Consider the following 25,947-nt stretch of genomic DNA (forward strand, 5'->3'; position numbering starts at 1 on the left):
AGCGGATCGGCGCGTGCCGATCCGCTACGTCGTTCGTGCTGGTCAGACCCTGTTTCAGACCACTTGTAGCGGATGTAGCGGACTTTCCAGGGTGGGAGGGCAGTAGCGCGTCCACGCGTCGTGTAGGTCGGTCGCGTAGTAGCCCTTGACGATCGGTCCGGTACTGCTGCGGATGTTCCGCGCGGCGATCGGCTTGTTGGCCCCGGTGACGTACTCCTTGAGGAGCTTCGCCAGTCCTCGGCCGTCCAGCGAGCGCCCATTCAGGTCCGCCCACGGGGCCTCGTCCATGGCGTTCAGGTGCTCCAGGATCACCGCCGTCGGCATCCGCTCCGCCCCGCGGAACACCCGGTCCCGCAGGTCCGTGAGGAGCCGGATGCCGACCGACGACTTGTCATCGCCTGCTGCGTCGACGAGTTCGACGCACGCCGCGCGGGCTCGCTCGGGCCAGTGACCGCCCGCGGCGTCGGCAATCGCAAGCAGCGACTCCCAGACGTCGGCGGGACGGTCCGTGATGCCCTCGGGCATCTCCGGCCAGGCGTCGGCGACTTGCTCTCGTACCGTCGTCGCCCACGCGGCGAGGCGGTCACGGATCTCGTGTCCCTCGTCGGTGTGGATGCGCTGCCGGAACGGCTCCACACGCTCGTTCGGTGCCCGCCGGCGCATGCGGATGATGACCGAGCGGGTCAGGATCGTGTCCGGCAGCGACCCGAGCCCGGCCACGGCGACCGCGCAGAACGACGGGAACGCCTGCACGCTCTGACTTGACCCGTCGCCGACGCACCGGTACGTGACGCCCGAGCGTCGGTGGCCGGCGTTGAGCCACCCGCGCAGTTCCTCGTTCTCGCCCGCTTTCGGGCCGAACACGGTGTCGATCTCGTCGAACAGCACGGTCGGCCGCGCGTCACCCGACACGGACCGGAACAGCGCCGCAGCACTCGCGCTCACGGCCACCATCGGCGCGGGAACGAGCGTTTCGACGATTTCCAGCGCCCGGCTCTTGCCGCTCGCCGGTTCAGGCGAAAGGAACGCGAGTCGGGGCGTGGCGTCGAAGCAGTCGACGAGATGCGCATGCGCGTCCCACAACGTCACTGCCACGTAAGCAGCTTCGAGCGGGAACACGTTGAAGCGACGATGGAATGCCTCGACCTCGTCGAGCACGGCGGAACCGTCGACTCGCGGTCCGGTGGGTTCGGGAAGAAGAGCGCTCTTAAGGCGGGGGGATTCCGGCTCGGTCATGCCGCTCCCTTGCGGTTGTTGCAGATTGACCAGTCGAGAGCGCTTCGGATGGACGGAGCGCTCTCGTTGTCCGGGAGCCCGGCAGTCGTGGCTGCCCCCTTAAGAGCGTCTTCCACCACCGCGCGCGGGATGTCGCCGGACGCGACGAGCCGACCCAAGGCCCGTGCGGCGCGTACGAGTGCAGCGTTGCGACCGCCTTCGAGCGCAGCCGCGACGTTGGCCGTTTCGTTCCGCAAGGCTGAGGCCGCATACGCGGACGCCACGCGAACCGAGCCGAGTGGCACCGGTCGCGCGGGCGTCGCCACGGGTCGCAGGACTCCCAAGAGCCATGCCGGGAGCGGTGCGACGTCGACGTCACGAGCGACGGTGTACGCGCGTCCCTCGACGACGCTGCCAGCAGCAATCACGTACCCGCGGCGGGCCCGGGTGTCGACCTTCCATCCGTGCTTTTCGACCGTGCTCGGCAGCGCCGGTCCGGGCGGTGCAGCGAAGTACAGGTGCGTTCCGCCGGATCGGGTAGTAACGGCGAACGTCTCGTCCGGGAAAGGCTGTCCCGCGTTCTTCGCCAACACCGCGAGCACATCCGCGCCGTGGCGTACGTCCGTGCCCGACCACGGTTCCTTCGTCGGCTTGTCCCCAGCGTGCTTGGGCATGTCGAGATCCACGACGACCAGGCGACTGGGCTCGGTGACGATGCCGATGTTGTACGGGCCGCGGTCCCAGAACCGCGCGATCAGCTCGCGATCGCTACTTGCCCGGTCCGGCCAATGGCTGACGGCGGGTTCCTTACCGCCCGCTACGAGCGGGATCACGTGCCACCCGCGTTCGGCGCACGCGAGTGCCGCAGTCTTGAAGGGGTTCAGGTCGTCCAGCGGCGCGGTGCCCCCGCCGGGGGCGTGGGCGGGGCAGAAGTACCCGTTGGTGTACCGGCGCAGCCCGCGCGTTTCAGGGCACGGATTCGCGGACCACCGCCGACACATGCGGTTGCGGTTGGTTGAGGTCATTGCGCGTCCTGCGCCTGGTCGTAACCGACGGCGCCGAGCAGCGTCCACGCGGTGTTCAGGGCGGATTCGAGGCCGCTGACGTGCTGTTGCGCTTCGCCAATGGCCACGCACAGCCGCCTGAGGTGCGCGCGGGGGTCGCTGCCGTCGTCGATGCGCAGGCCGTCCGGCTCGTGGGCGATACCCGTCATCTCGTGGAGGACGTCAGGCAGCCGTCCGGCCATGATGACGAGCGCCCCGACGATGCGGTACGCATCGGCCGGCGTCGGCGGCCACACTCCGCGGCTCGCCTCGCTCTGCAAGACGTAGCTCAGCGTGCGCGTGGCCTCGGCGATGGAGTCAGCGACGGTAGGCGCGTCCGGCCCGCGACGCGCGGTCGTGGGATAGGTCATGCTTGAGGTCTCCTGTCTGCCCCCGCGAGGGGCGGTGAGAGACCCGGGGCACCCGCTTCCGCCAAGAAGTCATCGGGTGCCCCGGGGCGTGTTCAGAACGGCGGGTTGTCGTCGGAGGCCGCGGCTTTCGCAGGCGCCCATCCGTCGGTGGGCCCGTCGGCCCACGGGTCGTGACTGGCGCCGTTGGCGCGCGGTGCGCCGGCGCTGCGCGTGGCCTTGTTGACCGTGGCGGTGGCCCAGGTCAGGGAGGGGCCGATGTCCTCCAGCTCCAGCACGACGCGGGAGCGGGGCTCCTTGGTCTTCTCGTCCTGCCAGCGGTGCGTGCGAACGGTGCCGGTCGCGATGACGCGGTCGCCCTTGGTCAGCGACTCGGCGATGTGCTCACCGAGCGCACGCCATGCAGTGGTGTCCCAAAACGTCGTCTCGCCGTCGGTCCACTGGTTCGACTGCTGGTCGAACTTGCGCGGCGTGACAGCGATGGAGAACCGGGCGAAGAACGCGCCCGAGGCGGTGTATCCGGCCTCCGGGTCGCGCGTCAGGTTCCCGGTCACGGTGATGTGCGTGGTGTTGGTGCCCACTGTGGTGCCTCCCTTTAGTCGGGAGGGCCGGGCCTTCCGGCCATCCCCCGCAGCCTCGGAAGCAGTCGAATTCGACTTCCGGGACCGTGGGGAACGGCGGGGCAGGCAGTACCGCAAGCGGCGAGCGCTGCGCGAATTCGATTGCGTGCACAAGCGCCAAGCGGTGAAGTGCGGGCGTGAGCAGAATCGCTGAAGTGATCGTGTTGGCCCAGGACGCAGACGAGGTCATGGAGCCACTGACCCGCTCCGACCCGGATCGGACCTGGAACGGCGTCTTCCACGAAATGCGGCCGCGCGGGCTCTACATGTTCGCCTGGGGCACTGAGTTCGTGAGGATGAGCGGCCGAACCGGCCTGCTAAGGGATCTGGAGTCCTTGCCATGGCCGCGCCCGGAAACGGTGCAGGTCCTCATCCACGACGAGGAGGACGACTGCTTCGGGCTGTGGATGATCCACGATGGCAAGCTCGTCGAGATCCCGCTTCCGCGGACCCGGCGGGCGTGGTGGCCGCCGCGACATCCGGAGGATCCGCCGGATCCCGGCATCCTCCTCCGTACCGACGCCCACCCCGTCACGTGGCCGGAGGAGACCGAGGACAGCAAGGCGTCACGGCCGCCTGCTTGGTAAACGTGCACGGGGCGGAGAATCGGAATGCCTGTTTCGGCTTGTGGTGAGACAGGGCCCGGGGCGGTCGGCTCTTCTTGGCGGTTGGGACGGCCGCCCCGGGGCATGGTCAGACCTTCAGTTCGCCGACCTCGTTCGCGCGGTCGGAGAACAGCGTCCGGTGGTAGACGGTCGCGACGACGATGCGCTTGTTGGTGCGGTGCTCGGACGTGAGCAGGCTCTGTCCCTCGGTCAGCGCGTCGCTGTCGGTGGACTTGCTGAAGTACTTGCTGCCGCGGCTGTTGCCCGCGGCGTCCTTGAACTCGATGTAGAACTCGGCCATGGCGGTGCGTCCCTCCTTGGGGTTTGGTCACGTTGGGTGAGGTGTGCGTGAGCGTGCGCACACAGGTGTGCGCGGACGCTTGCGGGCCTTTATGCGGGCGCGTACGCGTGAACGGGGTGTGCGCACGCCGTGCGCACACTCGGCAGGTGTGCGCACACCTGCCGCGCACAGCTACGCGGCGTAGCCGTCTGCCGGGACGATGCCGTACCGTCCGGCGGCCTCCGTCTCCCGGAGGCGGCCTTCGTCGGCGAGCCGGTTGAGGGTCCGGGACACCCACGATCGCGAACGGCCCTTCCACTGCTGGGTGATCTCGCGCGGCCCGATCTCGTGGTGGCCGGCGGCCTCCAGTGCGTCGACGAGCGCGAGGAGTTCGGCGTACGCCTCGTCCTCGGTCAGCTCGCGCGCCGGGAACGGCGACGGCTCCCCGAGCACGACGGAGTCGGCTCCGTCCGGCAGTTCGGGCAGTTCCTCGTCGGGGTTCACGACCAGGTCGTCATCCGCGCAGGACGCCTGCATGGCGGCGGCAAGCTGCGCGTCGTCCATCGCGGCGAGTTCGGCATCCGAGTAGCCGCGCGGCGCCTCGTCGTCGCCTGCGAAGACGAACGACGCGTCCACAACCTCCGCCTCGGGCAGCCGGTTCGGCGTTCGGTCCCGCCGCGCGAGATCCGCGCGCGGCGCGGGAACGCCCGCGCGGGCTTCGCGCGCCTTCGCGGTCGCGCTGGCGCGGTGTGCCGCGTACGCCGGTCCCGCCGCGCGGGCAGTCACCGGGTCGGCGACGGCGCGGATGCCCTTGTATGCGGCGATGAGTTCGCGGACCTCGCGCCGGGCGTCCTCGCTCGGGTCGAGCCGGAACGTGCGGTTCGGCATGGCCCAGCGCCCGAGCGTGCGCCCGGGGCTCTGTACGTAGCAGGAACCGGGCTTGCTGTTCTTCCACGTCTGCGGGCTCGCCCCCGCCTCGATTGTCTCGTCGTTGAGGACGAACGTCGCGTCCACGGGCTTCTGGCAGCCGAACATGAACCCGGTCCCGAACTCCGACCGCACGTCGGTGTCGACGTTCGTACCCGACGCGCGCTGAAGGCTGACCGAGAGGATGACGCCGGCGGACCGCGCCTGCTGGGCGATCGGCTTGAGGTTCGGGTTCTCCGACACCGTGCTGTCGGCCGCTTCCTCGAAGTGCGCCACGACGAGCGGGATGCGGTGCTTGGTCCAGCACTCCGGGACCCACTGCTTGTAGCCGAGCCGCCCGAGTTGATCGGCGCGGGCGCGGATGACGTGCGGCAACGCGTCGAGCATCGCTCCGACGCCCTTCGGTGTCGTCTCGATCCAGTCGAGGCCGTGCGCGATGTCGCCGAGCGTCTGGCGTCCCTTGGACGGGTCGCCGACCCACAGCAGCACATCGGACCGGGTCAGGACCTCGACCGCCATGACGAGGAAGCCCTCGGACTTGCCGGAGCCGTTCATGCCCGCCCACAGGATGTGGCTCGCGTTGCGCGGCACGTCCGGGTCGCCCGGGAGGTAGAACTCCAGCGCGAGGCCGTCCTCGCACACACCCATGACGATGGGCTTGGCGACCGAGCTGCCGGGCGCGTACGGGCCGGGCCACGGCGTCGGCTTCTTCAGCGCGTCCTGCGCGACCAGCGACATGGACACCCGCGAACTGTCGTCCGGGTCCGCGGTCATGCGTACGGCCGTAGCGGGGATGCCCGCCGCGGACGCGATGAGCCCGGCCTTGTTCTGCGCGTCGGCCGCGGTCATCTTGCCGCGTTCGAGCTGCAACACGGCGTCCACGCGGGAGCCTTCGACGTTGCCCTTGACGACGTTGGCCTTGGCCATGCCGACCATATCGAGCAGCTTGTCCCCGCCCGCTCCTTCGGCCTCGGCCGAGTTGCGGAGCGCGTAGCGAACGTTCCACGACAGCGCGAGCGCCGCGCCGCCGATGACGTACATGGTGCCGACGCCGCCGGTCAGCGGACCGGCGACGGTGCCGGCCGTGACGTACGCGGTCGACGCCGCGACGGTCACCGTGGCGTGCCCGCGCAGCCGCGGCGAACGCCGGGACGCCTCCTGCCACGTCGCCGCGGTGACCGCGGTCGACGCCGCGCCCATGACGGCGGTCGCGGCGGTGTTGTCCTCGAAGTGCGCGTGCCCGAACGCCGCCGCGCCACCGAGGACGCCGACGAGCAGCCACGGCGGGAGGAACGGCGCGGTACGCGAGGCGATCCACTTCGCCATCTGCGCCCCGACGTCCGCACTCCCCTGCTGCAAGGTGTTCTTCGCTGCCATCGCGATCGTTCGTCCTCTCGAAGTCGTCGGGGCGGTCAGGCGAAGGTGAACTTCGGGGCGGGCTTCTTGTGGCCTGCCTGCTCCAGCTCGGGCGCGAAGTGCTTGAGGAACGCCGCGTAGCACTGCGCCATGCGCGCGGCGGCGGCCTTGGACTCCTCGGCCGCGATGTCGACGTGCCGCGCGATGGCGAACGCGCGGACGCGGGCCCCGCCCGGGGCGTTCGAGCCGATGACGGGGATTTCCTTGAGCACCGCGCGCAGAACCTCCGACCCGATGGCCAGGTCGACGGAGACGTCACGCAGCAGCTCGCGGCCGGCGTTGGTGTATGTGCGGATGCTCTCCGGGTTCAAGAACTCCGGGTCCGACAGGATCTGACGGGCGTTGCCGAGCGAACGGCGAGCCATAGGGCAGTCCTCCAAGAAGAAGCGGGACCCGGGAAGTTCCGGGCCCCGCACGAGATGTCGGCTGTGCTTGTCGTACTGCGCTGTTCGTTTTCGGCCGTCAGGCGGCCTTGGCGACCTCGGCCGCGGTGCGGTTCGCCTTGCGCCGCAGCGCGCGCCGCTCCTCAACGGTCAGCCCGCCGCGGATCGTGTGCTCGTCGCGCTCCTCCAGCGCCGCCACCAGGCAGTCACGCCGCACCGGGCACGAGCGGCACAGCGACTTCGCCGCGCGCTCGCGCATCTCCCGCGCGGCGTCGGTCTCGCGGACGCCGTCCGGCTCGCTGAACCACTCGGCGTACGCGCTGGTACCGCTGGAGTCGCGGCACGCCGCCGCGTTCTCCCAGCGCTTGCGCGGACCGGTCGCGGCCTTCTTGACGCTCATCGGGGTGTCGCCTCCTCGGCGTTGGTGGTGCCGGACTGAACGGGGAGGGTCAGGACGTTCGCGCCACCGGCGTACTGCCGCTTGGCTTCGTCGAGGGCGTCCTTGGCGGTGTCGTAGCGGCAGCCCAGAGCCTGCGTGGCCGCGCGGTACGACACGTCGCCGTTGTGCTCACGCAGCAGTTCCAGCGCCGCCGCGACGTGATCCCGCGAGCCGCTTCCCAGCACGGGCGCGGCCTGCTTCGCGGAGGCGCGGGGTGCCTTGCGGGGAACAGATGTGATCCGCACCGGCGTGGCAGGCGCTTCCCGGGAAGCGGTCACGACTGCTTCCGTAACAGGCGCGGGAAGCACCGCAGGTACGTCGGTCGGGAGCGCTTCCGTCTGCTCCCCGGGCTGGTCAGCGTCGCGGGAAGCGCTTCCGTCATGGAGGAGTTCGTGCACCCGCCACAAGACGACGGGAGCGAGCCCGGCAACGGCGACCCGGATGACGATGTGCATCCACCCGCCGGGAAGCAGCGGAAGCAGGTGCACCGTGACGTTCGTCAGCACCATCACGCCGATCGCCCAACCGACTTCGCGGCGACGCCGGAACGCGGCGATCACGTACGCGTCGATGCACACCGGACCGAACGCGGCGAAGAACCCGAACCCCGCCCACACGTACAGGTGGTACTCACCCGAGGCCGTCAGCGCGACCGCCGCGAGAAGCGCGACAACCGGCAGCACGCGCCCGAGGATGTTCGTGCGCCACCGCAGCCGGTCCAGCTTCTTGCCCAGGTCCACGCGCAACCGCTCGACATCCGTACGCGCCGCCTCGGCATCGCGGACGGCGCCTGCCGCCCGCGCGCGTTCGGCCTGCGCCTCGCGGCTCGCCTCGGACGTGATCCGGGTGGCCGCGGTACGCGCCTGCGCCCGCAACGCGTCGGCCGCCGCCTCAGCTTCGGCGCGGATGCGGTCGGCATCCGCGTTCGCGGTGCCGCTCGCCTCCGCCGCCGCCTCCGCCGCCGCATCCTTCGCCGCCGCGACGACGTCGCCCGCTTCCCCGTCCGCGCCCTCGACGATGCGCCGAGCCTCCGCCTTGGCCTCGTCGACGAGTTCCTGAGCGCGCTGCTTAGCACGCTCGGCCTCGTCGAGGACTCCCTTGGCGTACGTGTCGGCCGCACCGCGCACCCGCGACGCTGTCGCCGACGCGTCCTCGCGCAGCGTCGCCGCACTGCTCCGAGCCTCGGCGACGATCGTCTCCGCGGTCGCCCGAGCCCGCGCAACCGCCTCGGGGCCGGCCGCGCTCAACTGCTCAAACTCGTCGCGGACGATGCCCGCGCTCGTCTCCGCCTGGCGGGCCTCAGCCTCCGCCGCGCGCCGCTCCGTGAACGCCTCGCCGCGGATGCGGTCGGCCTCAACTTCCGCCTGTGCCAACAGCTCACGCGCGGACCGCTCGGCATCGTCCACGAGTTGCGCGGCACGCGCCTTGGCCTCCGACTCGACCGCGAGAGCCGTCGGCTCAGGAAGCCACAGCGACCCGGGCCCCGCACCCACCAACTCCGACAGGCGCGTCGGCCGCTTCACTGCGGACCGCCGAACAACGCCGCAGCCTCACGCCACGCCCCGGCCTCAGAACGGTGCTCGTACTCGTCCCACGTACGCGCATCCCAGCCCTCAGCCGGTCCGTACCGCGCCTCCAACTCCGCCGCGAGCGTCGCCAACTTGCCGACCTGCGCCCGGAAGCGAAGCAGGTCGTTGACGGCCTCGTCGGCCCGCGCGTACGCGGTGCCCGCGCTCGTCGACGCCACAGCCTGACGAACCAGCGTCACAGCCATCGCGCACCGCCCACCCGGCCACGCTGCAGCGAGCCGTACGCGCAAACGCGGTAACCGCGAGCCCGACGAACGACCGCCGGCCGCAACCGCGCTGCCGCCAGGGACAGCAGGGTGGCGTAGGTCGCCGCCTCGGCGTCCTCCCGCCACATCTCCGTCAGGACGTCGGACGCCACATCCAGCCGCGCCGCGCGCTCCGACTCCGTCTCGACCGCGGGTCCCGTGAACAGAACCGGGTCGAAGCCGAGCACCAACTCGGCGAACTCACCACCCGACGACGTCGGGCGTCCCGCAACAATGGTTCGCAAGTCGCTCTCCTCTTCTTCAGGAGGTGACCCACGGGGCGGCCGCCGGACCTTGGCCGGACGGCGACCGCCCCGGCGCACATCGGTGCGCCTCGCCACAACTGACGAGCGGTCATGACCCCCGACCCACAACCGACTTCAGCGCGGATCGGGGACCAAAAACACTCGTGTCTGTGGTCGTTCAACTCACTGTGGAGTTCTCAAGGAACGCGCTGTACCGACGGGCGCGCGGCTCGCCACTGCCGCCTTCCCTGCCGGTCGCTCTGCTTTCGGCGCCGTGCATACGTGCAGGTCAAACCACACGTAGCGATCTGAAGACCCCTACGTCACTGCCTCACTAGTGAGGTAGTGACGTCACCGTAGCGCGACAAGTCTGGGCGCCGCAATACCTCACTAGGGAAGTAGTCCTACGATGGCTCGCATGAGCATCGATCCGACCGACCCGCGGCCCCCGTCGCGCCAGATCGCCGACGAGTTGCGCAAGCAGATCGTCAGCGGCGCGCTTGAACCGGGGCAGCCACTCCCGTCCGAAAGCGTGCTGGTCGGGACGTACGGCACGTCGCCGACGACCGCTCGCCAAGCCGTACGGCTCCTCAAGGAGGAAGGGCTCGTCGTCTCGGAACGAGGCCGCGGCGTGTTCGTGAAGAAGCAGCCACCCACGATCCACATGGGCTCGGCTCGCTTCTCCCGGAAGACGCGCGCGGAGGGCAAGGCAGCCTTCGAGGCGGAGATAGAGGCACAGGGACGCCGCTGGGGTCAGGAGATCCTCGGGCTCGAAGACGTACCGGCGCCCAAGTGGGTCGCCGAGTGGTTCGGCATCGAGCCGGACACCACGGTCTTCGTACGCCGCCGGCGCAACTGGGTCGACGACGAACCCACCCAGGTCGCCGACAGCTACTACCTGCTTGAGACGGTCGCCGACACCGCGATCCGCAACGAGGACACGGGCCCTGGCGGCAGCTATGCGCGCCTTGAGGAGAAGGGCCTACGCCTGGAGCGGTTCCGCGAGGAGATCGCCATCCGCATGCCGTCGCCCGATGAGACGAAGTCTCTCCGTCTCTCGCCCGGCATCCCGGTCGCCGAGCTTCGACGGATTGCGTTCACCGCAGATGGTCCCGTGGAAGTACTGACGTCAGTGGTCGCCGGCGACCGCCACGTGTTCTGTTACGAGTTCCCCGCACCCGAGTAGTCAGGAAGCGCCTTGCAGGTCACCTACACCAGCGAGCCCGAACCGGGCGGCAAGAACGACGACTTCGTCATCGCGGGGGAACGGTTCGTCGTCGTGCTCGACGGAGCAACGCAGCTCAGCGAATCCGGCTGCATCCACAACGTCCGATGGCTGGTCCAACGCCTCGGCACCCAACTCGCGACCGCCATCGTCACCGAGCCGGACACGTCCCTGACGTCCATCCTCGCCGACGCGATCGAACGCGTCTGCGCCATGCACGCCGACACCTGCGACCTGACCCACCCGAACAGCCCGTCCACCACAGTCGCCCTCATGCGCCACCACGCGGACACGGTCGACTACTTGATCCTGTGCGACTCGCCGATGGCCATCGAGACCACCGACGGCAAGGTGCAGGCCATCACCGACGACGCGACGTCCCATCTCCCCGGCTACACGCAGGCCGACCTGAACCGCCTCCGCAATCACCCCGGCGGCTTCTGGATCGCCAGCACCAAGCCCGAGGCAGCCGAACACGCCATCGTCGGCTCGCTCCCCGCCGCCGACGTCCGCCGTATCGCCGTCATGACCGACGGCATGTCCCGCCTCGTCGAACGCTACGAATGGTCCTGGTCCCGCCTCATGGACCTCACCGAATCCGAGGGCCCCGCCGCCGCGGTCCGCGCCGTCCGCGAGGCCGAACTCGCCACCGCCCCCGGCACCTACCGCGGCAAACCCCACGACGACGCCACCATCGCCCTCTGCCGCGAGTTCACCCCATGACCGATGCCGCCAAGCACTCCGTCAGCGTCGCAGGCGTCATCGTCAACGGAGAAGGCCAAGTTCTCCTAATCCGCCGCCGCGACAACGGCCGCTGGGAGCCTCCGGGTGGAGTCCTCGAGCGACACGAGACCATCATTGACGGGCTTCGTCGGGAGATGCGCGAAGAGACGGGTCTAGAGGTCGAGCCCCTCGGGCTGACCGGTGTCTACAAGAACATGGTCCTGGGAGTCGTGGCCCTGGTTTTTCGTTGCCAGATTACGGGAGGCCACCTCAAACCGAACGGCGAAGTTATGGGATTCCGCTGGGCATCGATCGATGATCTGCCCGACCTCATGGTTGAGGCCTACCGAATTCGCGTTATCGACTCACTCAATTGGCCGCGTGGAGTAGAGATCAGGTCCCATGACGGAGAACTTCTAAGCTAGTCCGTCGCATTATTTCATGCTTGCGGAGGCGAATATCCGTGGAGCCCCCAGGACGAGAAGGGCTCAGCACCTTCTTTACCGTTGATCTTTTCCGGAATGTAGAAGTGATAGTAGCGGCCGCCCTGCGGGACCAACGCAATCGGTGTCCCCGGGAGTTGGGCATCAAGAGCGTTCAAGACAGATTTCGGGTCTTCGGCAACCACGTGGGGGTGATAGGCCACCACGGACCCGAACGGGATCTCCCGCCCTTGAAAGAGCAGCGTCCATTCTTGAAAATGAACCGCCAAAGCCCGACCCTCCCCTTCAACGAGCGCCCGCAGAACGGGATCATCGAAGCCTGACAGAGTGCCTGACAGTCTCTTACATTCGGGATTTACAAGGCAGTTTCCCTCTGCCAACAGGCGCCCGAAGCGCAGGCGGACTCGCTCTACGGCCGAGACCTCCTCGGGTATTGCAAAGTAAACCCCACTGTGCCGTTGCACCACGTCAAGGTCCGCCACCAGCATTTCCAAGTCCCGCAACTCATCGTCGATATTCGCAGGCTCGGACATTGGGGCCTCAAGTGTCCAGGCCGGAGCTCCATCAACATAGAAACTGAACGATGGCCGCGAGGTTATTTCTCGCGCCAGGTCAAGTGCTCTCAGGGCTGCTGCGGGGCTCATCCCCCCTACATATAGGAAGAGCTCGCACGTAGCAGTGCACACCTCACCCCGAGGAATTAGGAAAGAGACAGTAAGCTCGGAATAAAAACTGGCGCTGAGCGTGTAACCCCGTACGCCAGAAGAGATGTGAGTTAGGCTCCCTTCATGCCTACTAGCGGGCTTATTTTCAGTTTCAGGAAACCTAAGCTCTACCAGAGCCCCCGTGTCCGCTAGGCCGTCAGCTGGCAATAGCTCGACGTGAACATTCAAGAATCTCTCTTGAGCCCATTCCGGCCCTGATACCTCCAGTGCAGTCACGGCATTCTTACTAAGAACGAGCTTCTCAGATACCCCAAAGTCGATGAGGCGCTGCAACGCCTCACCTTCTTTCTCGTGTCCGGGGGCCAAGGTTATGTTGACGCGTATCGGGTTTCGCTTGATGGCCTCAGGGCCGCGCGGCCGAATCGTATTCACGATCATGTCCCCACGGCGTGCGAAATCAACGGTCCAGTCTTTGTCTCCGAGTGTGGGTATCTCGCGCAGGCGATCCGACAAATCGCGAAGCCCTCTAGCCGCAAAGGGCCCCGCCCGCCCGGGACTGCCATCAGAGCGTACGAGGTGCACCGGCGCGATGTGATCGAGGAGCCTGGGCATCTTCTGGAGGTAGTCCTCCAAGTCAACGGAATCGATCGTTCTGACTTTGACGTTGAATTCGGCGGACAACTGCCCTGCGAAGTCCTTTAGTTCATCATTCCTAACTACCGGAACAACGAGAACCCACTCAAAGAATTCTCCAGTAGAGATCGCCCGCTCTAGGCGAGCCCGAGCAGAACTGCGAACAACTGAAGAGCCAATTCCTTTCGGACAGTAGAGTGATTCGAAGAGACGTCGACGCCCACCTTGGACCACCTCTATGTCCCAACCAACAGCTCTTCCTTTTTTTGCAATCGTGACCTGACTGCGGAAACCATAAACTTTGGATATGATCTTGCCGACCAGCTGATCGAAGGCATCGCCCCCCACATCAGCCCACCGCACAAATTCGGCCGAGCGAAGGGGTATGGCCTTCCCGGGATCGGAATACGCTGCGTTCCTAGCCAGGAGAATCTCTCCCGCCCGATCCCGGCCGGTTTGACTAGGTTCTGGAAGAGAGCGCGCATGGAGCTTTTCTTTGACGTCGTTGTAAACCATGCTCGCGCTGAGATGCCGACAGCCGTTGTCGATTCCCAGCCGGAGAGTCTCCAAGAGCATCCCGGTAAACGCAGTATATTCTTCCCCCACGGGCGCGAGAGCGGCTGCGCTTCCGGTAGTAGAAGTGATTACCAAAGCACCTTCGACAACAGTGTGTTGCTTGAGCGCTTCGGTGCTGTCGGACATCAGACCATGCACTCTGCCACTGAAACAGCTGTCGATAATCAGGACTCTTTGCCTGGCCTTCGAGCGCAATATCTCCTGCTTGATGTGCCGATATTCAACGCAGGTCCATGGCTCATGCATACGGGTTCCGACGAGTGATGCCAAAAATTGCGCATCATCGTCAAGGTGCCCATGGCCAGCAAAATAGACAAATAGGCCGTCCGTTGCCTGTTCCGCTGCATCGCGCAGCGGCGCCATAATTTCGCGTTGATTTATTGGGTTCAAGATCGTCTGACAGTGCTCATCTGCCAGGTTCCAGCCCGATGAAGAGGTCAGATAAGCGTGGAGGCCGTGGACATTATTCCGCACGGCATCCAGCTGATCCAGATGGTCATAGGCTGCGGTTCCGATAATCACCGCCCGCGAATTCTCTGCACGCGGAAAATCTGTAGGCAATGTCAACTTCCCCTGAGCGCCTCGGCGATGCGAGCAACGGCATCTGCGTCAGATGAGTCAACAGTGACCCGGACCCCGTTGTGCTCGATGGTGACGACCGGAGGCCTATACCGGCTCTGCCTCCAAAGGGCGCAGGTCATTACGAGATTCAGGGTCTGAAAACCGCTATCAACCACAAGCTGAACAACTTCGAGCGCGGTGCCCATCTCACCAGGTTTTGCCGTTTCGTCGGCCCGAGACACAACCGCATGGCGAGCAAGCTGATCGTCGCCCTGGAGCCACTTGAGTAGTTGCACAAAATCGTCGACATCGCCATCAAGCAGCCGAACGTCATATCGCGTCATGGTCTTCTCCACCCCCACACGATGCCCATGTCCCCAACCACAGGCTCCCAACGCTACCGTCGAGGGCCCTCAGCGCGTGGGTGAAATGTTCTGGTCGAGAGTCGACAACATGGACAACGGCAACCCCCTCGGTCTCTGCCCCGACGCTTCGGGGCCGACGGTCTCGGGTGGCCCCGGCGCCTCGTCGCGCGTCGGCAGCTCGCCCAAGCGGCAATGGAAGCGGAGACCGGCTCAGCTGATGTTGGGCATCCGTTGGGTGGCCCGTGCAATCCATGACTCGATCTTGCGAACGTGCAGGTCAGGCAACTCGGCCGCCGCAGACGCCGGGGGCGGGGGGCGGTCTCGGGCCCCGAGCCTTTTTCTCGAACGGGAATCCGAAAACCACCCTCCCACCTGCGACTTCGTCACCTCAACCGCTCAACGCGCCAGGTTCGCCCTGTTGGGCGAGAAGCCTGGAAAGTCGCAGGTTGTCTCACTGTGTCCCGCAGGTTGACCAGCACGTGCGGGGCATACGCGGGGCAGCCCCGCACGCGGATCAGCCCTCGCGCCAACGACTCAACGCGTCGTCTACCAGGCGATTCGCGCGGGCGGTCTCTCCGTCCAGGCACTTCGCGTACACCCGCAGCAGCACCGAAACCGAGTGCCCCGCGCGCCGGGCGACCTCGGCCGGGTCCATCCCGGCGTTGAGCCACAGCGACACGCAAGCGTGCCGCAGGTCGTACGGCCGCTTGCCGAGGATGGACGCGGCCTGCGCGGGGGTCAGGGGTGCCAGGGGTTCCAGCCGTTTATGGCTTTTGTGGCGTCTTGCGCTGTTTGGGTGGTGGTGCGCATCCAGGTGTCGTAGGTGTGGGGGGAGACGCGGCGGCGGGATGCCACGACGGCGATGCTGTAGCGCTGGGCTCCGTGTCGGTCGTGTACCGGGGCGTGGATGGTGGCGATGTCGCGGGGGCCGGGGGTGGGGGGATCGGCGAATTCGCTCCAGTCGGCTTCGGGGAGGTAGCCGCGCAGGGTCTCGATGACGGTGTCGGCCATGCCCGAGGTGATGAGGTTGGCGAGAACTTCGTTGCGGGCGGCGGGGGTTCCGTCGGTGAGGTGTTCGACCAGGTAGCCGCGCGAACGGGCGTCCTGGACCACGCCGTTGAGGACGCTGCGCCGGGCGGTGACCGGCACCAGGGGTGTGCGGGCGAGCCAGTCGCGGAGGACTTGGTCGCCGCTCCACAGCAACTCCGTGAGGCCGAGCGGCGGTACGGCCGGGAAGCGTTCGCCGACGAGGTCGCGTGAGGCGCCCGCCCGGATCGCGCCCGCTCGGCCGACGACCACGATCTCGTCGTCGCTCATCGTGGTCAGCAGGCAACTGAGCCCCAGGCGCCGGTGCAGCGCGTGCAGGTGCGGCATCAGGGCGTCGAGCGGCGCCCGGCCGTCTTCGGCGACGCGGCCGATGCGTCCCAGGGCGGGGCCGAGGCGGTACGCCTTGTCGCGCGTACGGTGCGCGAATCCGGTCTCGGTGAGGGTGGTCAGGATCCCGAGGCAGGTGGGCTTGCTGATGCCCAGGCGCTGGGCGATGCGTGCCAGCGTGAGTGGTTCGGTCGGGTGTTCGGCGAGCAGGTTGAGCACTTGCGTGACGCGTTCGGTTGGCGGAGAACGCCGCTCGGGCATGCCGTGCCGCCTTTCGTGTCGTCGGCGGAAAGAATTTTGAGGGGTCGTCAGGCGGCGTCCGCGGGCACCTGCGTGGCGGTGGTTCCAGTTCTGGAACGACGTGGTGCGCGTGTTGCGGTGTTCGGAATGCGCGGATCCGACACGTGTCCGGTCGGGGTTCCGTATCTGGAACAGGCGTTCCAAACCAATCAGCACTCCCCCAGGCCGTCAACCGTTTCGACCACCCTTGATTTCTTGTCAAAGGCAAGCATTATGGGCTGCCAGGCGCCGGGACACCACCACATCGACCAGGGAGTGACCGATGGCCTTTTGGCCCCTCGCCACCCGTCCCGCCGAGCCGAGACGCCGCAGGCGTCCGGGGCCCCGGCGTACCCTCCGGATGCCGTCCGTCGTCGCGGCGGCGGTCGCACTCGCGCTCGCGGCGACGGCGTGCGGCGGAGGAGGCGACTCCTCCGCGAGCGACGCATCCGACGCACCCGTCCGCCAAGGCGGCGCCATCACCATCCCGCTGCCCGTCGAGTCGCGCGCACTGGACCCCTTCGTCGCGTCCTACACCGCGACCGCGGACGGCAGCCGCATGGCGGCGCTGTACGACTTCCTGGTCATGCTCGACCCGAAGACCGGAGAGGTCAGCCCGCGCATCGCGGAGAGCCTGGAGCCGGACGCCACCGGCAAGGTCTGGACGCTTCGGCTGCGGCCCAACGTGACGTTCACGGACGGCACGCCGTACGACGCCGCCGCGGTCAAGGCGAACTGGGAGGCGCACGCCGACCCCGCGATGAAGTCGCTGCGCCGCGGCCTGGTCACCGGCGTCACGACCGAGGCCACCGGGCCGCTCGAACTGCGCATCACACTGGCGACGCCGAACCTGAGCTTCGACCGGACCGTCGCGTACGGCCTCTCCTTCATCGCCTCCCCCACCGCCTTCCGCGCCGACCCGGCCGGCTTCGGCGCGAAGCCGGTGGGCGCCGGTCCGTTCAAGCTGAAGGACTGGGTACGCGGCGACCACCAGACGATGGTGCGCAACCCCGGTTACTGGCAGGCGGGTCTGCCGCACCTCGACCAGGTCACGTTCAAGACGGTGGCGGACAACCAGCAGATCCTGTCCGCCATCGCGACGGGCCAGGCCGATCTGACCGTCACCTCGGACGGGCAGGCGGGTGCGCAGGCCGAGGAGAAGAAGCTCAAGGCGGACACGACGCAGGTCGACGGCGGGCAGTTCTTCCTCTTCAACCTGAAGCGGGCGCCGTTCGACGACCCGCGCGCACGCCGCGCGATCGCGCTGGCCGTCAACGCCGAGGACCTGACGAAGTCGTTGTTCAGCGGCCAAGTCAAGCCCGGGCGCGGGGTGTTCCGCGAGAACTCGACACTCGTCGACCCCGCGGTGCCGCAACAGCCGGGGTACGACCGGGCCGAGGCGCAGCGGCTGTTCGACGAACTTGCCGCCGAGGGCAAGCCGGTGAACTTCACGTTCCTGACGCAGCAGCACGCGACGGCGCGCAAGACCGCCGAGTACATGCAGAGCCGCATCAACCAGTACAACAACGCGCACATGGAGATCGAGGCGCTGGAGATCGGCGCGTACATCACCAAGGGACTCGTCAACCGGGACTTCCAGGCGCAGAACTACGGGATGTGGCAGGCCGATCCGGACCCGGCGTACGACACGCTGTTCCGCTCGACCAGCACGTCCAACTACGGCGGGTACGCCAACCCGGCCGTCGACCGTGCCCTCGACGCCGCCCGGGCGGCCGCGACGCCGGAGGCCCGCAAGCAGGCCTATACGGACCTGGTACGGGAGATCGCCAAGGACCTGCCCGTGTGGGTGTGGCAGGAGGCGACGACGTCGACGGTGTATCGGACGCAGTTGACGGGCGTGAGTCTGGTGAACGAAGGGCAGTTGATCATGGACCAGATCGGTCTGAAGAGCTGACGCTGCGCCACGAAGCACGCACCGGCAAGCGATAGCCGGTAGTTGGTGCGCCCGTCGCCCCCCTCAGCCGGAGGGGAGCGGCGGGCGTCCGGCATTTGCGGGTCCGGGGGGCTGGGGAGTTCGGTCGTGCCGCGGAGCCGGTGTCAGCCGCCGGCCGGGTCCGGGGCGGAGAGTTCGACCGGTTCGCGGAGCCGGTGTCAGCCGCCGGCCGGATCCGACGCCGGTCGGCCCGCGGCGTTGATGATGCCGTCGACCACCAGACCGATGCGGCAGGCTGCTTCCTCCGGATCGGGCTGTCCGGCGTCGAGCCAGGCGATGACCGCCTCGGTCGTGACGGCGGTGACGACGGCGGCGGCCCAGGTGAGCCACGGGCCGGGGGCGAGGACGCGCGCGAGATTGTGCCTCGCCACCTCGCTTGAGGTCGCCGCGAGTTCGTCGACCAGATCGTGGAACTCCGGTTCGCGGGCTGCGTGTCGGAACAGCAGGCGGAAGCCGTCCGGGTCGGCGGACGCGGCGCCGAGCAGCGCTCCCAGGGCCTCCGGTTGCAGGTCCTCGTCCCCCATGGCGGCCATCACCCGGGCACACGCGCGGTCGAGGACCGAGCGGTAGAGGTCGGCCTTGGAATCGAAGTGGCGGTAGAGGAGTACGCGCGTGATCCCGGCCTCCGTGGCGACGTCGTCGAGGCTGGTCGCGGTGAAGCCGGAGCGGGCGAACGCGCGCGTGGCCGCGTCCAGGATCTGCTCGCGCCGCTCGGCACGCCGGAGGCGCCGCACCGGAGCCGGGGCCTGGGGCCCTGCGGAACCCCCCGAGGTCTCCGCCGCAGCCGCCGCGCCGTGGACCGCATGCTGTGCCGTCATCGCACCCACTCCCTGTACCCGCCCGCCGAATCCGGCTGTTGTGCGGTCCCATCTTGTGAACTACAGAGTATACAAGTAGCTTTGTTAAATCGATCGTATACAAATGCGAACGGGGAGACGCCGTGACCGCTCAACTGCCCTTCCATGCACCCGAACCGCTGCACACGCCGCCCGAGCTCCGCGAACTGCGCGACAGCGGCGTCATCCACAAGGTCCGCACGCGCGTCGGCGACGACGCCTGGCTCGTCACGGGGTACGAAGAGGTCCGCGCACTGCTCGACGACCGCCGCCTCGGACGCTCCCATCCAGATCCCGAACGCGCGCCCCGGTTCGGGGAGTCGGCGCTTCTCGGCACCCCGGTGGGCAACCACGAGACCGAGCAGGCCGACCACGCGCACATGCGGCGCATCCTCCAACCACTGTTCTCGCCGCGCCGCATGCGGGCCCTGCGCCCTCGTATCGCCCGGCTCACCGCCGATCTCCTGGACGACATGGAGAAGAGCGGCAGCCCGGCCGACCTCAACGCCGCACTCGCGCTGCCCCTGCCGATCCTGGTCATCTGCGAACTCTTGGGTGTGCCGTACGCCGACCGCGACCGCTTCCGCGCGTGGTCCGTCGCCGTCGGCGATGTCGCCGACGCGGCCCGGTCCACCGATGGCCTGATGCAACTCTACGCCTACGGACGGGAGTTGGTTGACCACAAGCGCCACAGTCCGGGCGACGACATCATCTCGGACCTGTGCGCCACCGACGGTCTCGGGGACGCCGAGATCGCCTCGCTCTCGATGATGCTGCTGTTCGCGGGCCACGAGACGACCGTCGTGCAGATCGGGTACGGCGCCCTCTGCATGCTCGGCACGCCGGGCGAGTGGCCGGCCCTCGTCGCGGACCCGTCGCGCGTCGACGCCGCCGTCGAGGAGATCATGCGGGCCCCGATCGCCGGCACCGGCGGCATGCCGCGCTGGGCCGCGACCGACCTCGAAATCGCCGGAGTGACCGTACACGCGGGCGAGTTGGTGCTGCTCGACACCTTCACGGCCAACCACGACCCGGCGGTCTTCCCGGACCCCGAGCGCTTTGACCCCGAGCGCTTCGACGCAAGGCGGTGCGGAGCCGACCGAGCACCCGCGCAGCACCTCGGCTTCGGGTACGGCGCCCGCTACTGCGTCGGAGCGCCGCTCGCCCGCATCGAACTCACCGAGGTGTTCGGGCAGTTGGCCGCCCGCTTCCCGCACCTGCGCCTCGCCGTGCCGACGTCCGAAATCCGCTTCACACGGGACCAGTTGACCACGGCGATTGTCGAACTGCCGGTGGCCTGGTGAGGCTTCGTCCCCCATCAGTACGACGGCCGGCCCACAGCCACGCCTCAGCGTCCGAACACCGCACCCATGATGTCGGCCACCGCACGGTTCATCGGCAGCAGCACGCGTCGATATGTCCACCGGAACGGCGCTACGACCACCGCGGCCCACACCACCGCGAGCCCGACGAACAGCGGCTTCAGCGCGACCCGGTGGAGGAACCTGCACGGGGTGACCACCACCGCCCCGACGATGACGGTCGCCCCGCGCCAGCCGAACCTCAGCACCCGGCGCAGCGCCCGCCACAGGGGTTGCAGGACCCACTTCCACAGCGCCGCCAGCGGCCGGATCACCAGGTGGAAGAACAGCTTCCACAGGATCCAGAGGACACCCCGGGCGGTCGGGCGCACCACATGGCGCCACGCCAGCAGCCCGAACGGCTTGAGCACGCGGCGCCACAGGTAGCGCTCGACCGCCCGCTGCACCGGCTTGAGCACCTGGTCGAGCAGGAACGCGAGGATCGGCGTGAGGACGATCCCCCACAACACGGTCCGCAGCAGCCAGCCCCACAGGAAGTCCCGGAAGAACGCCCAGCCCGGCACGAGCAACCACCGGTGCACGAAGTTCGCCCCGGGCACCAGCATGCGGCGCCAACTGAAGACGAGCGCCACGACGAGCAAGCGGCCCGTCAACTTGAGGAGTTCCCACAGGAGGCGGAACGGGACGAGGACCACGACCGCGAGCCCGCCCGCGGCCCAGCGTCCCGCCTTCGCGGCAGGACGGGATCGCGGCGCGGGCAACTCCGGTGCGCCTGGTGGTGGTTCGTCCCGTCGGACATCCTCGGCCGCCGTGCCCCCGCCGTCGTGCGCAACCCCCGGCATCGCGTCTCCCCACGCTTGTCCCCTGGCCCGCACGGTAGTTGAGCGCGGAACCGGAGGACAGCGTTCGGATACTCAGATCCACCCCCGAACGGTGGTGAGTTTGTCGGGGTTGCGCACCACATCCACCGCCGTGATGCGCTGCCGGTCCACGGTCAGCGCGACGATCGAGAGCGTGCCGTCCGGCTCCCACGCCATGAGGCCCCACGTGCCGTTGACGATCACCGGCCGCATGTTGACCGGCTCGCCGCCCGCGAAGGCCAGCAGCAGCCGCGCGATGCGGTTGCCGCCGCGTACCACCACGCGCAGCGCGGGCACCTTGCCGCCGCCGTCGCCGCGGCAGACGGCATCGGGGTCGAGCATCGCGACGAGCCCGTCGAGGTCGCCGTTCTTGCACGCCGCCGCGAACGCCTCGACCAGGCGGCGCTGTTCTTCTGCGGTCGGCGGGAACCTGGGACGCCCGTCCTCGACCTCGCGGCGGGCGCGGGAAGCGAGTTGCCGCACCGCCGACGGCGTGCGGCCCACGACCTCGGCCACCTCACCGAACGTCATCCCGAACACGTCGTGCAGCAGGAACGCGGTGCGCTGCGCGGGCGACAGCGACTCCAGGACCACCAGCAGCGCCATGCTCACCGACTCGTCGAGAGTGACGCGGTCGGCCGGGTCGGCCTCGGGCACCGGCTCGACCAGCGGTTCGGGCAGCCAGGTCCCGAAGTACCGCTCGCGACGCGCCCGGGCGCTGCGCAGCGCGTCGAGCGCGAGGCGGGCGACCGTGGTGGTCAGCCACGCCCGCAGGTCCCGGATCTCGGTGGGGTCGTCGAGGCGACGCAGGCGCAGCCAGGACTCCTGGACGCAGTCCTCGGCCTCGGCCATCGAGCCGGTCGTGACGTAGGCGACCTTGAGGAGGTACGGGCGCTCCGCCTCGAACGCGAGTGCCAGCGCATCCTCGTCGACCGCCGTGACGACGCCCCCGGACCGGGCCTCCGACGCCGCCGCAAGCCCGTCCACACCGTGCCCGTCGGCACCGGGCCCCTCGGCACCGGACCCGTCCACCCCTGTCCCGTCCACACCGGGCCGGTCCACATCCACCCCGTCTGCACCCACCCCGTCGGCATCCGCCAAGCCGCCGCCGAACCCGCCCGCCCCGGATCCGTCGGCACCGAGCCAGACCGCCCCAGGCCCGTGCACTCCGGACCCGTCCACCCCTGTCCCGTCGCCCCCGCCGCCGAAGAATCCGCCGCCGGTCATCGCGCACCTCCGCCTTTCATCCGAACACTGGCACGAAGGAGAGACGAGACAGCGCGCGGATGTGTGACAGACGCGGTCGCGCCGGTGGCGTACCCTCCTTCGACGTGGCTCGAATCGTCGTCGTCGGTGCAGGTATGGGTGGACTCGCGGTCGCGGCCAGGCTCGCGGTCCGCCGCCATGAGGTGACGCTGTGCGAGCGGTCGGAGGATGTCGGGGGCATGCTCGGCTCGTTCGGCCGGGACGGCTTCACCTTCACGTCCGGTGCCTCGGTGCTCACCCTGCCGGCGGTGTACCGCGACCTCTTCCTCAAAACCGGCACGGCCCTCGAAGAGTGCGTGGACCTCGTAGGCGTCGACCCGGCGACCCGGTGCTCGTTCGACCGCGGCGCGACGGTGGTCGACGTCCCCAACGCGACACGCGCGGGGGCCGCCGCGGCTTTCGACGCCGCGTTCGGCCAAGGCGCCGGAGCCGACTGGAACCGGCTCCTCGACCGGGGCGCGGCCATGTGGGGCGTCATGCGGACCGGCTTCTTCGAGGTCGCGTCGGAGGCGGACCGGCCGCGGCGCGCCGCGGGCGGGATGCGCGACTTCCGGACCACCACCCCGTGGCGGCGCCTGCGTCCGCTGGTCCGCTCCACCGTGCGCGACCCGCGGCTGCGTGCGCACGCCGAGCGGTTCGCGCTGGATGCCGGGCTCGATCCGCGGCGGGCTCCCGCGACGGTCGCGGTGCTCCCGTACCTTGAACAGACGTTCGGCCTGTGGACGGTGCGCGGCGGCCTGCACAAGATCGCCGAGGCGCTGCACGCCCGCTGCCTGGACCGCAAGGTGAAGTTCCGCACCGGCACGGACGTCGCGGGCGTGTCACTCGCGAACGGCCGCGCCGACGGCGTCGTGCTCGCGGACGGCGGCGGACGTATCGACGCCGACATCGTCATCTGGGCGGGTCCGCCGCCGCACGGCACCACTGCGCAACGCCCGACCGGCCCGACCGCCGACCCCGCCGCGACCGCGCTCCTCACCAAAGCCGCCGGCAGCTACGCGACCACCGGCATCGTCGAGATGCACCTCGCGCTCCGCGGCACAACGCCCGGCCGGCCGTACCGCACCTACCTCTTCCCCGACTCCCCCGCCGACGAGGCCGAAGCACTGTACGCCTCCGACGCCCGTCCCCCCGCGGACCCGACACTGTGCGTGCTGGCCCCCGAAGGCGGCGCACCGGACGGCGACGAGGCCTGGACGGTCCAGGTGCGCGTGCCTGCCCACGGCCGCGGCAAGGGCCTCGTGGACTGGGAACAGCCGGGCGTACGCGACGAGTTCGCACAACACGTGCTCGACCTCATGACCCGACGCGGCCTGCCCGTGGCCGACCGTCTGCACTGGTACGAGATGCGCACCCCCGCCGATCTGGCCCGCGCCACCGGCACCCCGAACGGCGGCGTGCCCGCCTGCCCGGTCGCCGGGGGTCAGCCGAACCGCTCGTCGGTTCCCGGCCTGTTCGCCGTGGGGGCCTCGGCCCATCCGGGCGGCGGGCTCATCGGCGCGGGGATGGGCGCGGCGGCGGTGTCGGAGCTCATCGGGAAGGGCTGAGGCGGGAACTCGCCGTAGGCGTCCGTGTGGTGCGGCGGCACCGCGCCGAACTCCCCACTGCCGTCGCCCGCCTGGGGGCCGTAGCCTTCCTGGCCGTACCCGTCGGGCGCCTGCGTGCCATAGGCCGCATACGCGCCGCTGCCCGCGTAGGTGTCCTCGTACGCGTCCTCGCCCGGCACGTACATCTGCTGCGTGTGCGGGCCGGACGCGTAATCATCCTGAGCACCGAACCCCTCCCCCGGCGCATACGCCGGAGGGGGCGGAGCTCCGGCCGGGCCGCCCGTGTCGCCGTACAGGTAGCGGTCCGATTCGCCGGCGTCGTACGCCGGTTCCGCGAAACCGCCCTGCTCGTAGCCGCCGTAGCCGACGAAGTCCGCGGGATTCGGGCCGTCGAACGCCTCGAACTGCTGTGTCCCCGCGTCCGCCGCAACACCCGCCGCCGCATCGGCCGGTGTCGGTCGGCCGTGCCGGGCGCGGCGCGCCCGCTTGCGGCCGAAACGCACCGTCCACCCGTGGTAGTAGCCGCGGCGCACCTGCCGCGTGACCAGCAACTGGCCGAGGACGAAGCACACTCCGCCGGACCCGGAAACGATCGCGTTGCCCATCGCGACACCCGCGACGACGCCGCCGAAACCGACGAGGGCGAGCACGCGGTAGCGGAACGGCGCGCCGTGCTGCCACATCGCCTCGGTGAGGAGCCACAGGCCGACCGGGACGAAAAGCGCATACAGCACGATCATGCCAAGGCTCACCGGCACGCCCTTCTGTCGATCGGGTGAAGGTCCCTCACCCTAACGGGGCAGAGGGCGGTTTCCCCAGCGTCCGGAAACAGGCGGTGGCGCGCGGCAGGTCAACAAACGGCGTACGCGGCACGCGACAGGTCAAGGGGCCCGACGCCGACCCGTGCGTCGCGCAAGTCGCCCCACGACTCGGGCACGGCGCTCAGGCGACGTCGTGCGCGGCGGTTCAGGCCTCGCGGTCGCGCAGGCCCAGGTTCTCGTAGATGCGCAGGGTCGCCGTCGACCGGTTCAGCGTGATGAAGTGCAGCCCCGGCGCGCCCTCGGCGAGGAGCCGTTCGCCCATCGCGGTGCCGTACTCGATGCCGACCGCCTGGACCGCGGCCGGGTCGTCGGCGACCGCGCGCACCCGGTCCGCCAGCTCCGCCGGGAAGTCGGCGTTGCTGAGCTGGGCGAACCGCTCGATCTGGCCGACGTTCGTGACCGGCATGATCTCGGGGATGATCGGCACGTCGCAGCCCGCCGCCGCGACCCGGTCGCGCAGCCGCAGGTAGTCGTCGACGTGGAAGAACATCTGGGTGATCGCGTAGTCGGCGCCCGCCTGGCACTTGCGGACGAAGTGCCGGATGTCGTCGTCCCAGTTCGTGGACCGCGGGTGCATCTCGGGGAACGCCGCGACGCCCACGCAGAAGTCGCCCGACTCGCGGAGCAGCCGGACCAGTTCCTCCGCGTACGAGAAGCCCTGCGGGTGGGCGATCCACTCGCCCTGCGGGTCGCCGGGCGGGTCGCCGCGCAGCGCGAGGACGTTGCGCACGCCCGCGTCCGCGTACTGCCCGATGATGTTGCGCAGCTCGCTGACCGAGTGCCCGACCGCGGTGAAGTGCCCGACCGGGGTCAGCGTGGTCTCGGTGGCGATGCGCTCGGTGATGTTGACCGTGCGGTCGCGGCTGGAGCCGCCCGCGCCGTAGGTCACCGACACGAAAGAGGGGCCCAGCGCCTCGACCCGGCGCAGCGCGTCCCACAGGTGCCGCTCACCCGCGTCGGTCTTCGGCGGGAAGAACTCGAAGGAGAAGGTCCGCCTGCCGCTCGCGAGGAGATCGCGGATGGCGGTGGCGCGTGCCGGGCCCAACGGCCCTCCCGGGCTGCGGGGCGAGGCGACTCCTACTGACATACAGGGCAGATTAACGGGACCGACGGTTGGTGAGG

Annotated in this window: 26 protein-coding genes; 7 read left to right on the forward strand and 19 right to left on the reverse strand. The window is 69.0% G+C overall.

The window, feature by feature from the left end; genetic code table 11:
* Window positions 1-54: 54 nt before the first annotated feature.
* From ACRX5S_RS17670 to ssb, 4 genes are all read right to left on the reverse strand, one after another.
* The gene (locus ACRX5S_RS17670; RefSeq protein ID WP_436773895.1) at window positions 55-1,236 is read right to left on the reverse strand and encodes a DUF3631 domain-containing protein; all 1,182 of its coding nucleotides are present in this window, start codon (window positions 1,234-1,236) and stop codon (window positions 55-57) included.
* Entirely contained in the window at window positions 1,233-2,240 is a 1,008-nt protein-coding gene (locus ACRX5S_RS17675; RefSeq protein ID WP_436773896.1) for a bifunctional DNA primase/polymerase, read from the reverse strand. The genes ACRX5S_RS17670 and ACRX5S_RS17675 overlap by 4 nt, the downstream gene beginning before the upstream one ends.
* Window positions 2,237-2,629: a hypothetical protein gene (locus tag ACRX5S_RS17680; RefSeq protein WP_436773897.1), complete on the reverse strand. Its 393-nt coding sequence runs from the start codon at window positions 2,627-2,629 to the stop codon at window positions 2,237-2,239. Before ACRX5S_RS17680 ends, ACRX5S_RS17675 begins: the two co-directional genes overlap by 4 nt.
* A gap of 92 nt (window positions 2,630-2,721) precedes the next feature.
* Window positions 2,722-3,207, reverse strand: coding sequence for a single-stranded DNA-binding protein (gene ssb / locus ACRX5S_RS17685; RefSeq protein ID WP_436773898.1), 486 nt, complete (start codon window positions 3,205-3,207; stop codon window positions 2,722-2,724).
* Window positions 3,208-3,383: 176 nt separating this feature from the next.
* Between ssb and ACRX5S_RS17690 the strand changes: the two genes are divergently transcribed.
* Window positions 3,384-3,833 carry a hypothetical protein gene (locus ACRX5S_RS17690; protein ID WP_436773899.1) on the forward strand — a complete coding sequence of 150 codons (450 nt, stop codon included), beginning with the start codon at window positions 3,384-3,386 and terminating at the stop codon, window positions 3,831-3,833.
* A gap of 106 nt (window positions 3,834-3,939) precedes the next feature.
* On the opposite strand, the gene ACRX5S_RS17695 is transcribed toward ACRX5S_RS17690, so the two are convergent.
* The 7 genes from ACRX5S_RS17695 to ACRX5S_RS17725 form a co-directional block, all read right to left on the reverse strand.
* Window positions 3,940-4,152 (reverse strand): hypothetical protein, encoded by a 213-nt coding sequence (locus ACRX5S_RS17695; protein WP_436773900.1) that lies wholly within the window; start codon window positions 4,150-4,152, stop codon window positions 3,940-3,942.
* 171 nt (window positions 4,153-4,323) lie between these two features.
* Window positions 4,324-6,435, reverse strand: a complete 2,112-nt coding sequence (locus tag ACRX5S_RS17700; protein WP_436773901.1) for a hypothetical protein — start codon at window positions 6,433-6,435, stop codon at window positions 4,324-4,326.
* Window positions 6,436-6,470: 35 nt separating this feature from the next.
* The gene (gene traA / locus ACRX5S_RS17705) at window positions 6,471-6,839 is read right to left on the reverse strand and encodes a plasmid transfer protein TraA (protein ID WP_436773902.1); all 369 of its coding nucleotides are present in this window, start codon (window positions 6,837-6,839) and stop codon (window positions 6,471-6,473) included.
* Between the two features lie 97 nt (window positions 6,840-6,936).
* Window positions 6,937-7,257: a WhiB family transcriptional regulator gene (locus ACRX5S_RS17710; RefSeq protein ID WP_436773903.1), complete on the reverse strand. Its 321-nt coding sequence runs from the start codon at window positions 7,255-7,257 to the stop codon at window positions 6,937-6,939.
* Entirely contained in the window at window positions 7,254-8,819 is a 1,566-nt protein-coding gene (locus ACRX5S_RS17715) for a hypothetical protein (protein WP_436773904.1), read from the reverse strand. Before ACRX5S_RS17715 ends, ACRX5S_RS17710 begins: the two co-directional genes overlap by 4 nt.
* Window positions 8,816-9,070: a hypothetical protein gene (locus ACRX5S_RS17720; protein ID WP_436773905.1), complete on the reverse strand. Its 255-nt coding sequence runs from the start codon at window positions 9,068-9,070 to the stop codon at window positions 8,816-8,818. Before ACRX5S_RS17720 ends, ACRX5S_RS17715 begins: the two co-directional genes overlap by 4 nt.
* Window positions 9,061-9,375 carry a hypothetical protein gene (locus ACRX5S_RS17725; protein ID WP_436773906.1) on the reverse strand — a complete coding sequence of 105 codons (315 nt, stop codon included), beginning with the start codon at window positions 9,373-9,375 and terminating at the stop codon, window positions 9,061-9,063. The genes ACRX5S_RS17720 and ACRX5S_RS17725 overlap by 10 nt, the downstream gene beginning before the upstream one ends.
* A gap of 418 nt (window positions 9,376-9,793) precedes the next feature.
* On the opposite strand from ACRX5S_RS17725, the gene ACRX5S_RS17730 reads away from it, so the two are divergent.
* Genes ACRX5S_RS17730 through ACRX5S_RS17740 form a run of 3 tightly spaced genes read left to right on the forward strand, consistent with a single transcriptional unit; the run spans window position 9,794 to window position 11,748 of the window.
* Complete coding sequence (locus ACRX5S_RS17730; protein WP_436773907.1) at window positions 9,794-10,561, forward strand: GntR family transcriptional regulator; 768 nt, start codon at window positions 9,794-9,796, stop codon at window positions 10,559-10,561.
* A 12-nt stretch (window positions 10,562-10,573) separates the two neighbouring features.
* Window positions 10,574-11,323 (forward strand): protein phosphatase 2C domain-containing protein, encoded by a 750-nt coding sequence (locus tag ACRX5S_RS17735; RefSeq protein ID WP_436773908.1) that lies wholly within the window; start codon window positions 10,574-10,576, stop codon window positions 11,321-11,323.
* The gene (locus tag ACRX5S_RS17740; protein WP_436773909.1) at window positions 11,320-11,748 is read left to right on the forward strand and encodes an NUDIX hydrolase; all 429 of its coding nucleotides are present in this window, start codon (window positions 11,320-11,322) and stop codon (window positions 11,746-11,748) included. The genes ACRX5S_RS17735 and ACRX5S_RS17740 overlap by 4 nt, the downstream gene beginning before the upstream one ends.
* 14 nt (window positions 11,749-11,762) lie before the next feature.
* Here ACRX5S_RS17740 and ACRX5S_RS17745 read toward each other — a convergent pair whose 3' ends face one another.
* The 4 genes from ACRX5S_RS17745 to ACRX5S_RS17760 all read right to left on the reverse strand — a co-directional run bounded on the left by ACRX5S_RS17745 (window position 11,763) and on the right by ACRX5S_RS17760 (window position 16,201).
* Window positions 11,763-14,162 (reverse strand): caspase family protein, encoded by a 2,400-nt coding sequence (locus tag ACRX5S_RS17745; protein WP_436773910.1) that lies wholly within the window; start codon window positions 14,160-14,162, stop codon window positions 11,763-11,765.
* 41 nt (window positions 14,163-14,203) lie between these two features.
* The gene (locus ACRX5S_RS17750) at window positions 14,204-14,557 is read right to left on the reverse strand and encodes an effector-associated constant component EACC1 (protein WP_436773911.1); all 354 of its coding nucleotides are present in this window, start codon (window positions 14,555-14,557) and stop codon (window positions 14,204-14,206) included.
* A 523-nt stretch (window positions 14,558-15,080) separates the two neighbouring features.
* The gene (locus ACRX5S_RS17755) at window positions 15,081-15,245 is read right to left on the reverse strand and encodes a hypothetical protein (RefSeq protein WP_436773912.1); all 165 of its coding nucleotides are present in this window, start codon (window positions 15,243-15,245) and stop codon (window positions 15,081-15,083) included.
* Between the two features lie 59 nt (window positions 15,246-15,304).
* Window positions 15,305-16,201 (reverse strand): IclR family transcriptional regulator, encoded by an 897-nt coding sequence (locus tag ACRX5S_RS17760; protein WP_436773913.1) that lies wholly within the window; start codon window positions 16,199-16,201, stop codon window positions 15,305-15,307.
* 379 nt (window positions 16,202-16,580) lie between these two features.
* Here ACRX5S_RS17760 and ACRX5S_RS17765 point away from each other — a divergent pair, with 379 nt between their 5' ends.
* Window positions 16,581-18,134 carry an ABC transporter substrate-binding protein gene (locus ACRX5S_RS17765; RefSeq protein ID WP_436773914.1) on the forward strand — a complete coding sequence of 518 codons (1,554 nt, stop codon included), beginning with the start codon at window positions 16,581-16,583 and terminating at the stop codon, window positions 18,132-18,134.
* 197 nt (window positions 18,135-18,331) lie between these two features.
* Here ACRX5S_RS17765 and ACRX5S_RS17770 read toward each other — a convergent pair whose 3' ends face one another.
* Window positions 18,332-18,991 (reverse strand): TetR/AcrR family transcriptional regulator, encoded by a 660-nt coding sequence (locus ACRX5S_RS17770; protein ID WP_436773915.1) that lies wholly within the window; start codon window positions 18,989-18,991, stop codon window positions 18,332-18,334.
* A 122-nt stretch (window positions 18,992-19,113) separates the two neighbouring features.
* On the opposite strand from ACRX5S_RS17770, the gene ACRX5S_RS17775 reads away from it, so the two are divergent.
* Window positions 19,114-20,313 carry a cytochrome P450 gene (locus tag ACRX5S_RS17775; protein ID WP_436773916.1) on the forward strand — a complete coding sequence of 400 codons (1,200 nt, stop codon included), beginning with the start codon at window positions 19,114-19,116 and terminating at the stop codon, window positions 20,311-20,313.
* Window positions 20,314-20,357: 44 nt separating this feature from the next.
* Here the strand turns inward: ACRX5S_RS17775 and ACRX5S_RS17780 are convergent, their stop codons facing one another.
* Together ACRX5S_RS17780 and sigJ are read right to left on the reverse strand one after the other, a co-directional pair.
* Complete coding sequence (locus ACRX5S_RS17780) at window positions 20,358-21,173, reverse strand: hypothetical protein (protein WP_436773917.1); 816 nt, start codon at window positions 21,171-21,173, stop codon at window positions 20,358-20,360.
* Window positions 21,174-21,245: 72 nt separating this feature from the next.
* Window positions 21,246-22,109 carry an RNA polymerase sigma factor SigJ gene (sigJ, locus tag ACRX5S_RS17785; RefSeq protein WP_436774059.1) on the reverse strand — a complete coding sequence of 288 codons (864 nt, stop codon included), beginning with the start codon at window positions 22,107-22,109 and terminating at the stop codon, window positions 21,246-21,248.
* A 413-nt stretch (window positions 22,110-22,522) separates the two neighbouring features.
* On the opposite strand from sigJ, the gene ACRX5S_RS17790 reads away from it, so the two are divergent.
* On the forward strand, window positions 22,523-24,004 hold the full coding sequence (locus ACRX5S_RS17790; RefSeq protein ID WP_436773918.1) for a phytoene desaturase family protein: 1,482 nt from the start codon (window positions 22,523-22,525) through the stop codon (window positions 24,002-24,004).
* A gap of 966 nt (window positions 24,005-24,970) precedes the next feature.
* Here the strand turns inward: ACRX5S_RS17790 and metF are convergent.
* Entirely contained in the window at window positions 24,971-25,912 is a 942-nt protein-coding gene (gene metF, locus ACRX5S_RS17795; protein WP_436773919.1) for a methylenetetrahydrofolate reductase [NAD(P)H], read from the reverse strand.
* Between the last annotated feature and the right edge of the window lie 35 nt (window positions 25,913-25,947).

It is taken from the genome of Yinghuangia sp. YIM S09857 (genome assembly GCF_051388915.1).
In the GTDB taxonomy this organism is placed as follows: domain Bacteria; phylum Actinomycetota; class Actinomycetes; order Streptomycetales; family Streptomycetaceae; genus Yinghuangia.

What these genes read in the sequence shown, in the direction of transcription:
- ACRX5S_RS17720 (WP_436773905.1), bottom strand. Translation starts at nt 9,070, where the DNA reads ATGGCTGTGACGCTGGTTCGTCAGGCTGTGGCGTCGACGAGCGCGGGC.
- ACRX5S_RS17710 (WP_436773903.1), bottom strand. Translation starts at nt 7,257, where the DNA reads ATGAGCGTCAAGAAGGCCGCGACCGGTCCGCGCAAGCGCTGGGAGAAC.
- metF (WP_436773919.1), bottom strand. Translation starts at nt 25,912, where the DNA reads ATGTCAGTAGGAGTCGCCTCGCCCCGCAGCCCGGGAGGGCCGTTGGGC.
- traA (WP_436773902.1), bottom strand. Translation starts at nt 6,839, where the DNA reads ATGGCTCGCCGTTCGCTCGGCAACGCCCGTCAGATCCTGTCGGACCCG.
- ACRX5S_RS17675 (WP_436773896.1), bottom strand. Translation starts at nt 2,240, where the DNA reads ATGACCTCAACCAACCGCAACCGCATGTGTCGGCGGTGGTCCGCGAAT.
- ACRX5S_RS17695 (WP_436773900.1), bottom strand. Translation starts at nt 4,152, where the DNA reads ATGGCCGAGTTCTACATCGAGTTCAAGGACGCCGCGGGCAACAGCCGC.
- ACRX5S_RS17765 (WP_436773914.1), top strand. Translation starts at nt 16,581, where the DNA reads ATGCCGTCCGTCGTCGCGGCGGCGGTCGCACTCGCGCTCGCGGCGACG.
- ACRX5S_RS17680 (WP_436773897.1), bottom strand. Translation starts at nt 2,629, where the DNA reads ATGACCTATCCCACGACCGCGCGTCGCGGGCCGGACGCGCCTACCGTC.
- ACRX5S_RS17670 (WP_436773895.1), bottom strand. Translation starts at nt 1,236, where the DNA reads ATGACCGAGCCGGAATCCCCCCGCCTTAAGAGCGCTCTTCTTCCCGAA.
- ACRX5S_RS17780 (WP_436773917.1), bottom strand. Translation starts at nt 21,173, where the DNA reads ATGCCGGGGGTTGCGCACGACGGCGGGGGCACGGCGGCCGAGGATGTC.
- ACRX5S_RS17700 (WP_436773901.1), bottom strand. Translation starts at nt 6,435, where the DNA reads ATGGCAGCGAAGAACACCTTGCAGCAGGGGAGTGCGGACGTCGGGGCG.
- ACRX5S_RS17770 (WP_436773915.1), bottom strand. Translation starts at nt 18,991, where the DNA reads ATGACGGCACAGCATGCGGTCCACGGCGCGGCGGCTGCGGCGGAGACC.
- ACRX5S_RS17760 (WP_436773913.1), bottom strand. Translation starts at nt 16,201, where the DNA reads ATGCCCGAGCGGCGTTCTCCGCCAACCGAACGCGTCACGCAAGTGCTC.
- ACRX5S_RS17740 (WP_436773909.1), top strand. Translation starts at nt 11,320, where the DNA reads ATGACCGATGCCGCCAAGCACTCCGTCAGCGTCGCAGGCGTCATCGTC.
- ACRX5S_RS17730 (WP_436773907.1), top strand. Translation starts at nt 9,794, where the DNA reads ATGAGCATCGATCCGACCGACCCGCGGCCCCCGTCGCGCCAGATCGCC.